This is a genomic window from Polaribacter vadi (assembly GCF_018861005.1).
Classification (GTDB): Bacteria; Bacteroidota; Bacteroidia; order Flavobacteriales; family Flavobacteriaceae; genus Polaribacter; species Polaribacter vadi_A.
Genome location: NZ_JAHKQL010000009.1, coordinates 63,199 through 77,298, shown reverse-complemented (window position 1 = coordinate 77,298; position 14,100 = coordinate 63,199). Strand labels below are relative to the sequence as shown.

Genomic DNA, 14,100 nt, shown 5'->3' with positions numbered 1-14,100 from the left:
TAGCGAAAAGCATTTCGTATTATAATGCATTTTAAAATAATTATACTAAAAATTGAAACAAGTCTGGTTTATCATTTAAATAATCTCCAAAGAAATTATTGTCTTTCATTCTTTTAATTAAAGGTTGCAAATCTTTAGATGACTGCAACTCTAAACCAACTACTGCTGCACCTTTTATTCTATTATTTTTTTTGGTGTATTCGAAATGTGTAATATCATCATCAGGTCCTAAAATATCAACTACAAATTCTTTTAAAGCTCCTGCTCTTTGAGGAAATTTTATAATAAAATAATGTTTTAAATCTGCATACACTAAAGCTCTTTCTTTAATTTCTTCTGTTCTAGTGATGTCGTTATTACTACCACTTACTACACAAACTACATTTTTTCCTTTTATTTCATCAGCAAAAAAATCTAACGCAGCAATACTTAAAGCGCCAGCAGGCTCCACAACAATTGCATCTTTATTATACAAGTTTAAAATTGTTTGACAGACTTTACCTTCTGGAACTGTAATTACTTTATGCAAATTTTGCTGACAAATAGCAAAGTTTAAATCGCCAACTTTTTTAACAGCAGCACCATCTACAAAAGGATCTATAGTAGATAAAGCCGTATTTTTATTACTATTGATTGATGTTAGCATTGCAGGTGCACCTTCTGGCTCTATACCAATAATTTTTGTTTCTGGAGATAATAATTTAAACACAGAAGACAATCCTGATGATAAACCTCCACCACCAATTGGCACAAAAACATAATCGATCTTTTTACTGGTTTGTTCTAAAATTTCTAAACCAACAGTTGCTTGCCCTTCAATAACTTTTTCATCATTAAAAGGGTGAATAAAGGTTTTATTTTTAGCATCGCATTCTACTTTTGCAGCATTAAAGGCATCATCAAAAGTATCGCCACCAATTACAATATCTATATACTCTTCACCAAACATTTTCACCTGTTCTATCTTTTGATTTGGTGTTGGTGATGGCATAAAAATTGTACCTTTTATTTGTAATAATTTACAAGATAAAGCTACACCTTGTGCATGATTACCTGCACTTGCACAAACAATTCCGTTTTGTTTTTCAACAGTACTTAAAGCAAACATTTTATTATAAGCACCTCTAATTTTGTAAGAACGAACTACCTGCAAATCTTCTCTTTTAAAAAAAACATTAGCAGTAAACTCTTTAGATAGATTAGAGTTTTTAGTTAAAGGTGTCTTAGTAGCTACACCTTCTAAATTTTTGGCAGCCGCTTTTATGTTAATTAAACTTGGAAAAAAAATTGATTCTGATTGCATAAATCAAATGTAAAAATAAAACCTGTCAAATTTTTAAATCTAACAGGTTTATTCAAAATATTGGGGAAATTCTTATCTTATTAAGCAGATTTAATTACTTTCATTGCAGTCATAGAAGCTCTTAATTGCTCTCCTACAATTTCTACTGGATGATTTCTTATAATCTTGTTAATTTTAATTAATTCTTGGTTATCAACTCCGTTTTCTGAGCTAAAAGATTTACCAATTACGTTTGTAGAAACTGTTTTCATAAAATCAGTTAATAAAGGCTTACAAGCGTGATCGAATAAATAACAACCATATTCTGCAGTATCAGAAATTACACGATTCATTTCTGCTAACTTCATTCTTGCAATTGTATTTGCAATTAACGGAGTTTCGTGTAAAGATTCGTAATATGCAGATGCATCAATAATACCTGATTCTGTCATTGCTTCAAAAGCTAATTCTACTCCAGATCTTACAAAAGCAACTAATAAAGTTCCATGATCAAAATATTCTTGTTCTGGAATTTCTTGGTCTGTAATCGTTTGTTTTTCAAAAGCAGTTTCACCTGTTGCAGCTCTCCAAGTTAATAAGTTTATATCATCATTAGCCCAGTCTTCCATCATTGTTTTAGAGAAATGACCAGTCATAATATCATCCATATGTTTTTGGAACAATGGACGCATAATGTCTTTTAATTCTTCTGATAATCTAAATGCTTCTACTTTTGCAGGGTTAGACAATCTGTCCATCATATTAGTGATACCTCCATGCTTTAAAGCCTCAGTTACAGTTTCCCAACCATACTGAATTAATTTTGCTGCATAACCAGCATCAATACCTTCTGCAACCATTTTATCGAAAGATAAAATTGCACCAGTTTGTAACAAACCACATAAAATAGTTTGCTCTCCCATTAAATCTGATTTTACCTCAGCTACAAAAGAAGATTCTAAAACACCTGCTGTATGACCACCTGTTGCAACTGCATACGCTTTTGCTTGCGCCCAACCTTTACCTTCTGGATCATTTTCTGGGTGAACTGCCGTTAATGTTGGCACTCCAAAACCTCTTTTATATTCTTCACGAACTTCTGAACCAGGAGATTTTGGTGCAACCATAATTACAGTTAAATCTTTACGAATCTGCATACCTTCTTCTACAATATTAAAACCATGAGAATAAGATAAAGTAGCACCTTTTTTCATTAATGGCATTACTGCATTTACAACATTTGTATGTTGTTTATCTGGTGTTAAATTAATTACTAGATCTGCAGTTGGTAACATTTCTTCGTAAGTACCTACGTTAAAATTGTTAGAAGTTGCATTAATATATGATTGTCTTTTCTGTTCTATAGCAGCTGGTCTTAAAGTATAAGCGATATCTAAACCAGAATCTCTCATGTTTAAACCTTGGTTTAAACCTTGTGCTCCACAACCCACAATAACAATTTTTTTACCTTTTAGCGCTTCAACTCCGTCTTCAAATTCAGAAGCATTCATGAAACGACATTGACCTAATTGTTCTAATTTTTGTCTTAATGTTAATGTGTTAAAATAATTTGACATTTTTTTAGTTTTTGTTTTTGATGTAGAAAAAAGAAGTAAACCTTAAAAGTTGAATTCTTTTTTCTTTACTGTAATTTATTTTTAGTTATTATATGTTTCTAATAATGCAGAAATTTTCATTTCTTCTTTACTAACTGCAATTAAACCAGAACGAGTGTATTGCATAATTCCAAAAACACTTAATTCATTATAAAGTTCTACTATTTCTTCTTTTCTTCCTGATTTTTCAAGGACAAAAAAATCTTTATTTACAGTAACAATTCTAGCGTTACTTTCTTTGATGATATTTTGAATTTGACGTTCTTCAAATAACAATTCTGATTTAATTTTAAATAACCCCGAAATTTGATAAATAATCTCATCAAGATTATGGTAATATGCTTTAATTACTTCTACTTGTTTTTCGATTTGACCAATAATTTTCTTTACATCTTCTTCAATCATATTGACCACAATAATAAATTTAGAAACATTCTCTATTTCTGAAGGTGAAATATTTAAACTCTCTATATTTATATGTCTTCTTTGGAAAATTGCTGAAATCCTATTCAACAATCCAATATTATTTTCAGTATAAATAGATACTGTATAAAGTTGTTTTTCTGTATTCATCTTATTCTAGTCTTATATCTGAAACACTTGCTCCTGTAGGAATCATAGGAAATACATTATCCTCCTTTTCTACACAAACCTCTAAGAAATACGCTTCTTTACTTGCCATCATTTCTGCAACAGCATCTGCTAATTCTTCTCTTTTTGTAACCTTTTTTGCCTTTATATAATACCCTTCTGCAATAGCAACAAAATTTGGGTTCACCATTTCTGTGGATGCGTAACGTTTATCAAAAAACAATTGTTGCCACTGACGCACCATTCCTAAGAAATCATTATTTAAAACCACTACTTTTACAGCTGCTTTTTGCTGAAAAATAGTACCTAGTTCCTGAATCGTCATTTGGTAACCTCCATCACCAGAAATAGAAACTACTTCACGATCTGGAGCTGCCATTTTTGCACCTATTGCTGCTGGCAAACCAAAGCCCATTGTGCCTAAACCACCAGAAGTAATATTACTTTTTGATTTATTAAATTCTGCATATCTACAAGCAATCATTTGATGTTGACCAACATCACTTACAATTGCAGCATTTCCTTTACTTTGAATGTTGATTTCTTTTAAAACCTCACCCATTGTAATTCCTTCTTTTGTAGGATATAAATCGTTTTTAATTACTTTTTCATATTCAATAGCATATAAATCCGCAAATTTCTGACGCCATTCTGGGTGTGTATTTTCATCTAATAATGGTAATAACAACTCTAAACTTGCTTTTGCATCACCTAAAACAGCAACATCTGTTTTTACATTTTTATCTACTTCTGCAGGATCAATTTCAAAATGAATTACTTTGGCCTGTTTTGCGTAAGTTGATAAACTACCTGTAACACGATCATCAAATCGCATACCGATTGCTATTAAAACATCACATTCATTTGTTAAAACATTTGGTGCATAATTACCATGCATACCAACCATACCAACATTTAAAGGATGAGAAGTAGGAATTGCAGATACGCCTAAAATAGTCCAAGCAGCAGGAATTCCTGCTTTCTCTACAACAGCTTTAAAAGCTTCTTCTGCTTCACTTAAAATAACTCCTTGCCCCCAAACAATTAAAGGTTTTTTGGCTGAATTAATTAGTCTAGCAGCCTCTTCTACTGAGGAAAATACAGTTTTAGGAACTGGATTATAACTTCTTACTTTAGTACATTTTTCGTATGAGAAATCAAACTCCTCTATTTGTGCGTCTTTTGTTATGTCAATCAAAACAGGGCCTGGTCTTCCACTTTTTGCAATATAAAATGCTTTTGCTATAGCTGTAGGAATATCTGAAGCTTTAGTAACTTGACAATTCCATTTTGTAACAGGTGTAGAAATACCCACAATATCAGTTTCTTGAAATGCATCACTTCCTAATAAGTGAGAAAATACCTGACCAGTAATACATACCATAGGTGTTGAATCTATTTGTGCATCTGCAATACCTGTAATTAAATTGGTTGCACCTGGACCTGAAGTTGCGATTGCAACTCCTACTTTACCAGAAATTCTTGCATAACCTTGGGCAGAGTGTGTTGCTCCTTGTTCATGACGTGTTAAAACATGATGAATTTTATCTTGATATTTATATAACTCATCATAAACTGGCATGATTGCTCCTCCTGGATATCCATAAATTATTTTTGCATCCTCTTCAATTAAGCATCTTACAATTGCCTCGCTACCAGAAATACGTTCTGTTGTTTTTGTTGTTTTATCTTTTGTGTTTATGGTTTGTGTTTCCATATTTTTATATTTTTAGATTAGAGAAAAAAGACTAAAGATTTTACTATTTATCTCACCTTTCTTTTCTCTTATTCTTTTATCTATAATTATTTACAAATCAGTAACACATCCTTTAGATGCAGAGGCTACTGTTTTTGCATATTTATATAAAATTCCTTTTTTATGTTTTGGTTCTGGAGCAATCCATTTTGCTTTTCTTTCTGCTAATTCTTCATCAGAAATTAAAACATTAATCGAATTATCTTCTGCGCTAATTCTAATTTTATCTCCAGTTTCTAAAATCCCTATTGTTCCTCCTGATTGTGCTTCTGGTGTAATGTGCCCCACTACAAAACCGTGAGTACCTCCAGAAAAACGTCCATCAGTAATTAAAGCTACAGATTTACCTAAACCTGCTCCCATAATTAACGAAGTTGGCTTTAACATTTCTGGCATTCCTGGTCCTCCTTTAGGCCCAACATATCTAATGACGACTACATCACCTTTTTCTACTTCTCCATTAGAAATACCTGTATTTGCTGCTTGTTCTCCATCATAAACAACTGCTTTCCCTTCAAACAATAAACCTTCGTTTCCAGAAATTTTTGCAACTGCTCCTTCAGTTGCCAAGTTTCCATAAATAATTTGAATATTTCCTGATGATTTTAATGCTTTATCTTTTGGATAAATTACATCTTGATCTTCAAATTCCATTGCTTCAACATCCGCTAAATTTTCTGCTAATGTTTTACCAGTTACAGTCATACAATCTCCATGTAAATAACCATTATCTAATAAGTATTTCATAATTGCTGGTGTACCACCAACTCCATGAACATCTTCCATTAAATATTTTCCTGATGGTTTTAAATCAGCAATTAATGGAGTTCTATCAGATACTTTTTGAAAATCTTCTAAAGTAAAATCAATATCAGCTGCATGAGCTATTGCTAAAAAATGTAATACTGCATTTGTAGAACCTCCTAAAGCATTTACCAAAGCAATTGCATTTTCAATTGATTTTTTAGAAATAATATCTAAAGGTTTTAAATCTTTTTCTAATAAGTTTTTAATTGCTCTTGCGTGTCTTTCTGATTCTGATAATTTATTAGGATTTTCAGCAGGAATTGACGAATTGTAAGGTAATGCAAAGCCCATACACTCAATAGCAGAAGCCATCGTATTTGCAGTATACATTCCCCCACAAGCACCTGCTCCTGGAATTGCTCTTTTTATAATTTCTCTATACTCATCTTCCTCTATTTCACCTGCTACTTTTTGCCCTAATGCCTCAAATGCAGAAACTATATTTAATTTTTTTCCTTTATAATTCCCTGATGCAATTGTACCTCCATACATCATAATTGATGGGCGATTTAAACGCAACATAGACATTACAGCTCCTGGCATATTTTTGTCACAACCTACAATAGCAATTAAACCATCGTAACTTTGAGCGTTCATTACAGTTTCTATAGAATCTGCAATAATATCTCTAGAAACTAAAGAGTAGTTCATACCTGAAGTTCCCATAGAAATACCATCAGAAACACCAATAGTATTGAAACCTAAACCGACTAAATCTGCAATTTTACACTCGACCTTGACTTCATCTTTAAGTCTATTTAAATGCATATTACAAGGATTACCATCGTAACCAGTACTCGCAATTCCTATTTGCGCTTTTTGCATATCTTCGTCAGATAAACCAACTGCATACAACATTGCTTGAGATGCTGGTTGAGATTCGTCTTGTGTTAATCTGCTACTGTGTTTGTTTAGTTTCATTTAATGATTTCTTGATTTTGTTGACTAAATTATTCTATTTCTCTTTTTTCGTTACATTAAATTCAATTGAATACTTGAATTTCAGTTGTTTAAAATAACACTAATCTTACTGATTTACAGTTATTTAACCTTACTTAATTATGATACTCAATTATTCAAATAAATGCAATAAAAAACCTTCCGTTTTTAAAGGAAGGCTAAATTTAATTTTTATGTTATAAATACCACTTCCTGATCAATTCGCAATAATTACGATGACGTTTAAAATAGTAATAATATTTAAAATTTGTTTTTTCATTTGCGATTCAAATATTTAAAAATTTTATTTAAAAATCCTAATTTTAAATTGAATTAAATTAAATAATTGTACTCTGCCCCATATGAATGTTCTTAAAATTCATATTACTATCATCTTGATTTGTAATATAATCTGCAATAAAATCACCTACTTTAGATGTTGTTGTTGCATTTTGAATTTTACGCTTAATATCTTTAGTTGTAATACCTAAAGCCAACGATTTTTCTACTGCTCTTTCAATTGCATCTGCCTCTTCATTTAAACCTAAATGTTGTAATAACATACCTGCTGATAAAATTGATGCTAAAGGATTTGCTAAATCTTTACCTTTAGCTTCGAAATAAGAACCATGAATTGGTTCAAACAAAGCATTTTCTTCACCAATTGATGATGACGCTATTAAACCTTTAGAACCACTAATTACACTAGCTTCATCAGAAATAATATCTCCAAAAAGATTTTCTGTAAGAATAACATCAAACTTTTTTGGGTTTGTAATTAATTGCATTGTTGCATTAGCTACAAACAAGTATTCTAAAGTAATTTCTGGATATAATTTAGCAATTTCAGTAACTGTTTTTCGCCATAAACGCGATGTCTCTAACACATTAGATTCATCTACCAACGTTACTTTTTTCTTTCTTTTTTGTGCAGCTTTAAATGCTAAATGGGTTATTCTTGTAATTTCATCAACAGTGTAAACAGAAACATCAGAAGCTGTTTTACCATCTTCACTTAGTTCTTTTTTACCAAAATAAATTCCGCCAGTTAACTCTCTATACACTAAAAAATCTGTACCTTTTATTACCTCTCTTTTTAATGGTGAATTATGAATTAAATTATCATAAGCCTTTACAGGTCTTACATTACAATATAAATCCAATTCTTTTCTAAGTTGTAACAAACCTTGTTCTGGACGAATTCTTGCTGATGGATCATTATCATATTTAGGATCACCAATTGCACCATATAAAATGGCATCAGAATTTCTACAAATATCTATAGTTTCTTGAGGTAATGGATAACCCGTTTTTTCTATTGCACAAGCACCTAACAATGCTTCTTTATACAAAAAAATATGGTCGTAAGCTTCTGCTACTGCATCTAATGCTTTTTTAGCTTGATCTACTACTTCAGGACCAATACCATCTCCATGAATTACAGCTATAGTATATTTCATAATTCTATTACATTTAAGCCATTGCTATTTTAGATATTTTATTCACCTCTTTCATTATAGAATGAATATCATCATCTTTTACTTCTTTTTGTTTATCAGCAGTTTCTAAAAATGAAGTGTAAGCAGTATCTAATTGAACTTTAGTTAATTCGTAACCAATTTTTTTAGCTCTATAAGCTAAAGCTGCTCTACCACTTCTTGCTGTTAACACAATTGCACTTTCTGTAACCCCAACATCTTCAGGATCCATAATTTCGTATGTTTCTCTGTTTTTAATAACTCCATCTTGATGAATTCCAGAACTATGTGCAAATGCATTTGCACCTACAATTGCTTTATTAGGTTGTACTGGCATTCCCATACTTTCACGAACCATTATACTTGTATCATACAATAATTTTGTATTGATAGAGGTTTCTAAATTTAAATATGGATGTTGTTTTAACACCATTACAACTTCTTCTAAAGCTGTATTTCCTGCTCTTTCTCCAATCCCATTTATGGTACATTCAATTTGACGAGCACCATTAATAACACCAGAAATTGAGTTTGCAGTTGCCAGGCCTAAATCGTTATGACAGTGACAAGAAAGTGTAACATTTTCTATTCCTTTTACGTTTTCACGTAAATATTTCATTTTTGCACCATATTCTTCTGGCAAACAATAACCAGTAGTATCTGGAATATTTAAAACAGTTGCACCTGCTTTAATTACCTCTTCACATACTCTTGCTAAAAATTCATTATCAGTTCTACCTGCGTCTTCTGCATAAAACTCTACATCTTCTACAAAAGATTTTGCATAAGAAACTGCTTTAATAGCTCTTTCAATTACTTTTTCTCTAGTAGAATTAAACTTGAATTGTATATGAGAATCACTAGTACCAATACCAGTATGAATTCTTGGATGATTTGCAAATTTTAATGCTTCTGCTGCTACTTTTATATCGTTTTCTACAGCTCTAGTTAAACCACAAACTGTTGCATTTTTTACAATTTTAGCTATTTCTGACACTGAAGTAAAATCTCCAGGACTAGAAACAGGAAAACCAGCTTCAATTACATTTACACCTAGTAAATCTAATCTTTCTGCTATAACCAATTTTTGATTAGTATCTAACTTACAACCAGGCACTTGCTCTCCATCTCTTAAAGTTGTATCAAAAATTTGAACCTTATTATCTTGCATAATTTGTAAAGATTATCTTTATATTTAATCAAATGTATATTAATGAGATTAAAATAAATGGTTATTTTTACAGTTCAGTACGATTTCTAATATACTTAGCTAAAACACAAGTATTTTATAATCAGTTATTTATGAGTAAAACTACTACATCAGTCAATAATCAAAACGATGCTCTTTTTATATTAATCAAGTCTTTAACCAAGTCTGAAAAGAGGCAATTCAACTTATATGTTGGTAGATTAGGTGGTAATATTGACGCCAAGTTTTTTTCGCTTTTCAAGTTTTTAGAAAAGCTAAAAATCTATGATGAAAAAGTAATTATTAATAGCGGAATTGTCTCCAAACAACAACTATCAAATTTAAAAGCGCATTTATACAAGCAGATTTTAATTAGTTTACGTTTAAATCCTGCTCATAAAAATATTAGAATTCAGATAAGAGAGCAACTAGATTTTGCAACAGTTTTATATCAAAAAGGATTATACAAACAGAGTTTAAAGTTATTGGATAAAGCCAAAAATCTAGCCTTAGAAAACGAAGAAAAAAACATTGCCTACGAAATTGTTGAACTCGAAAAAGTAATAGAAACTCAATACATTACAAGAAGTTTAAGCAACAGAGCAGATCAACTTTCGGTACAAGCCAAAACATTAAGCCAGCAAAATGTAATAGCCAGTAAATTGTCTAATTTATCATTGCAATTGTACAGCCATTTATTACAAAATGGATATGTAAAAAACAATGAAGAATTAGAGTTTATTAATCAATATTTTCATAAAAGATTACCTAAATATAATTTTGAAGATTTAGGTTTTAGAGAAAAATTATGGCTTTACAAATCGCATTTATGGTATAGTTTCTTAACTCAAGATTTTTTACAGAGTTACAAGTATGCAAGAAAATGGGTAGATTTATTTAAAGAAGACAAAAAGCATATTTTACAACATCCTGTTTTTTACTTAAAAGGGATCAATTACTTATTAGAGGCTTCTTTTTTTGTAAAGAAAAAATCTACTTTTAAAAGAGAGTTAATCGCTTTTGAAGAAGAAATTGAGCAAAATACAATTCCATCGAACACAAATACAGAGCTTTTAATTTTTCAGTATTTGTATGCTAATAAATTGCACTTACATTTTTTAGAAGCTACTTTTTCTGAAGGAGAATACTTGGTTGAAATCATTAATCAAAAAATACAAGATTACAGAAACAGATTAGATAGCCATTATATTGTAATGCTATATTACAAAATTGCTTGTTTGTACTTTGGAATGGGTAAAAACGAACTATGCATTAGCTATTTACAGAAAATTATAAAGTCTAAAAATTTAAGCTCTGCAGAAGATTTACAGTGTTTTGCAAGAATTTTAAATTTGATTGCGCATTACGAATGCGGATTAGATTACGATTTAGAAAGACAGTTTTTAGATACTTATAAGTTTCTATTAAAAATGGAAAACCTGCAAGAAGTTCAAAAGATTTTCTTAACATCTATTAGAGACTTGAGCGATGTTTTTCCTCATGAAATTAAAAATGAGTTCAAAAAAATACACGCCAAACTGCAAAAGTTTGAAAATCATCCTTATGAAAAAAGAGCATTTTTGTATTTAGACATTCTTTCTTGGTTAGAAAGTAAAATAAAAAACAAACCTATTGCTTTGATAATTAAAGAAAAATCAAAGAAATAAATTAAATACTAAATTATTATTAATTATTTTAACAATTATTACGAACTATACATTTTTTAATAATTTACATAAAATAATACGCATCTAAACCCATCAAAATAAATAATACTTCTATTTTTGTGGTGTGAATCTTTCTAAATTAAATACAAATTCTTCTAAAACTACTTCTGTAGTATGTATTTCTATGAACACCATTATTCGCACAACAACTACAACTATTACCCTTTAGGGGTTTACTATATACATATTACTCAGGTTATTTATTGTTTCGTACACATCGAAATAAAAACAAAAAAAATTACAAACTATTTATCAATTTAAGATGAAAGTATTAAAATTCGGAGGCTCATCAGTAGCCAATTCAGAAAAAATAAAACAAGTTTTAAGCATTATTGCAAAAACATCAGAAGAACAAAAAGTAGCAGTTATTGTATCTGCCTTTGGCAAAACTACAGACAAACTTTTAGCAGGAGCAAATGAAGCTTTAGAAGATATTACTGCTGCTAAAGAAATTTTAGAGTTAATTAAAGAATTACATTTTAGAGTAATTGATGATTTAATTATCAAAAATAAAAAAGAGGTTTCAGATGAAATTACCTATTTATTCGATCGTTTAATTTCTATTTACGAAGGGATCTTTTTACTTCAAGAATTATCTAATAAAACATTAGCAAAAGTTTCTAGTTTTGGAGAACGATTATCTTCTTATATCATTGCAAATGCAGCAAAAGAAACTTTAGATGCTACTCATAAAGAAAGTAGAGATTTAATTGTTACCAATGATGAGTATTTAAATGCTCAAGTAAATTTTGAGGTTACAAATAAAAATATTGCCATCTTTTTTCATGATAATCAACATAGAATTGCAGTTTTAGGTGGATTTATTTCATCGAACACAGCTGGCGAAACTACAACTTTAGGTAGAGGTGGTTCTGATTTTTCTGCTGCCATTTATGCTGCAGCTTTAAATGCTAATGAATTGCAAATCTGGACAGACGTTAGTGGAATGTTTACTGCAAATCCTAGAATTGTAAAACAAGCGTATCCAATTTCCGAAATTTCTTACGAAGAAGCTATGGAATTATCGCACTTTGGTGCAAAGGTTTTATATCCACCAACAATTCAACCTGCTTTAAGAAAAAATATTCCTATCAGAATTAAAAACACTTTCGATCCTGAAAATTTCGGAACGTTAATTTCTAACGATCCTGAAAATGGAAATGAAGTAAAAGGAATTTCGCATATAGAAGATATTAGTTTAATTACTTTAGAAGGTGGTGGAATGATTGGTATTCCTGGTTTTTCTAAACGTTTATTCGAAGCACTTTCTGTAGCCAAAATAAATGTAGTATTTATTACTCAAGCATCATCAGAACACTCTATTTGTGTGGGTGTTTATGATTTAGATGCAGAAAAAGCAAAAACCATTTTAGATGAAACTTTTAGTATAGAAATATACAGAAAAAAGATTAAGCCAATTATTGTAGAAAACGATTTGGCAATTATAGCTGTGGTTGGTGAGAGCATGAAAAACTACCAAGGTTTAAGCGGACAAATGTTTAGTGCTTTGGGTAGAAATAATGTAAATGTTAGAGCTATTGCACAAGGTTCATCAGAAAAAAACATCTCTGCAGTTATTAATAAATACGATGCTAAAAAGGCATTAAACACTTTACACGAACAATTTTTTGAAGAAAGAACCAAACAATTAAACTTGTTTGTAACAGGTGTAGGTAATGTTGGCGAGCGTTTTTTAGCACAAATACATCAACAAAAGAAATTTTTAAAAGAAAATTTAAAACTAAACATTCGAGTAATTGGTATCTCTAATTCTAGAAAAATGGTTTTTGACGATTCTGGAATTAACTTAGATAACTGGAAAGATTTATTAGAAAATGGAGAACCAACCAGTTTAGATAATTTTTACATAAAAGTAAAAGAAGCCAATCATAGAAACAGTGTTTTTATAGACAATACAGCAAATCAACAAGTTTCTGAAGTATATGAAAAATATTTAAGAGACAGCATTTCTGTAGTTACTTGCAACAAAATTGCTTGTGCTTCTAGTTTTTATAATTATAAAAAACTAAAAGAAGTATCTAAAAAATACAACGCTTCATTTTTATTCGAAACCAATGTTGGTGCAGGTTTACCAATTATAGATACACTTAAAAATTTAGTGAATTCTGGTGATCAAATTCATAAAATTCAAGCAGTTTTATCTGGTAGTTTAAACTTTGTTTTTAATAATTTTGATAAAGACTCCACATTTCATGATGTTGTTGCTCAGGCACAAAAAGAAGGGTATACAGAACCAGATCCAAAAATTGATTTAAGTGGTGTAGATGTGGCCAGAAAAATTTTAATTCTTGCTAGAGAAAGTGGTTTTAAAATGGAATTAGAAGACATTAAAAACAATGCTTTTTTACCTGAAGAAGCTTTAAAAACTAAAAATAATGATGATTTTTATGCAGCCTTAACAAAGCACGAAAGTCATTTTCAAGATATATTTAAACAAGCCAATGATAAAGATTGTCGTTTAAAATATGTAGCAGAATTTGTAGACGGAAAAGCAAATGTAGGTTTACAGAACATACCTGCAGATCATCCTTTTTACAATTTAGAAGGTAGTGATAATATTGTATTATTTTTTACAGACAGATATCCAGAAAATCCTTTAATTATAAAAGGCGCAGGTGCTGGTGCAGATGTAACTGCTTCTGGTATTTTTGCTGATGTTATTAGAATTGCGAATCAATAATTATTAAAAAATTG

Annotated in this window: 9 protein-coding genes; 2 read left to right on the top strand and 7 right to left on the bottom strand. The window is 30.3% G+C overall.

The genetic code is table 11. The features are described 5' to 3' along the window. Positions 1 to 40: 40 nt before the first annotated feature. From ilvA to KO506_RS06600, 7 genes are all read right to left on the bottom strand, one after another. On the bottom strand, positions 41 to 1,303 hold the full coding sequence (gene ilvA, locus KO506_RS06630) for a threonine ammonia-lyase IlvA (RefSeq protein WP_215994113.1): 1,263 nt from the start codon (positions 1,301 to 1,303) through the stop codon (positions 41 to 43). 80 nt (positions 1,304 to 1,383) lie between these two features. Beyond that, entirely contained in the window at positions 1,384 to 2,859 is a 1,476-nt protein-coding gene (gene ilvC / locus KO506_RS06625; RefSeq protein ID WP_215994112.1) for a ketol-acid reductoisomerase, read from the bottom strand. 81 nt (positions 2,860 to 2,940) lie between these two features. Then, on the bottom strand, positions 2,941 to 3,471 hold the full coding sequence (ilvN, locus tag KO506_RS06620) for an acetolactate synthase small subunit (protein WP_215994111.1): 531 nt from the start codon (positions 3,469 to 3,471) through the stop codon (positions 2,941 to 2,943). Between the two features lies 1 nt (position 3,472). Next, a complete protein-coding gene (ilvB, locus tag KO506_RS06615; protein WP_215994110.1) occupies positions 3,473 to 5,206 on the bottom strand; it encodes a biosynthetic-type acetolactate synthase large subunit in 1,734 nt (577 codons plus the stop codon). A 90-nt stretch (positions 5,207 to 5,296) separates the two neighbouring features. Then, the gene (gene ilvD, locus KO506_RS06610) at positions 5,297 to 6,973 is read right to left on the bottom strand and encodes a dihydroxy-acid dehydratase (protein ID WP_215994109.1); all 1,677 of its coding nucleotides are present in this window, start codon (positions 6,971 to 6,973) and stop codon (positions 5,297 to 5,299) included. A gap of 356 nt (positions 6,974 to 7,329) precedes the next feature. Then, complete coding sequence (gene leuB, locus KO506_RS06605) at positions 7,330 to 8,451, bottom strand: 3-isopropylmalate dehydrogenase (protein WP_215994108.1); 1,122 nt, start codon at positions 8,449 to 8,451, stop codon at positions 7,330 to 7,332. A gap of 13 nt (positions 8,452 to 8,464) precedes the next feature. Continuing rightward, complete coding sequence (locus KO506_RS06600) at positions 8,465 to 9,640, bottom strand: 2-isopropylmalate synthase (protein WP_215994107.1); 1,176 nt, start codon at positions 9,638 to 9,640, stop codon at positions 8,465 to 8,467. 131 nt (positions 9,641 to 9,771) lie between these two features. Between KO506_RS06600 and KO506_RS06595 the strand changes: the two genes are divergently transcribed. Then, the gene (locus KO506_RS06595) at positions 9,772 to 11,325 is read left to right on the top strand and encodes a hypothetical protein (protein ID WP_215994106.1); all 1,554 of its coding nucleotides are present in this window, start codon (positions 9,772 to 9,774) and stop codon (positions 11,323 to 11,325) included. 322 nt (positions 11,326 to 11,647) lie between these two features. After that, positions 11,648 to 14,086, top strand: a complete 2,439-nt coding sequence (gene thrA / locus KO506_RS06590; protein WP_215994105.1) for a bifunctional aspartate kinase/homoserine dehydrogenase I — start codon at positions 11,648 to 11,650, stop codon at positions 14,084 to 14,086. Positions 14,087 to 14,100: the final 14 nt, after the last annotated feature.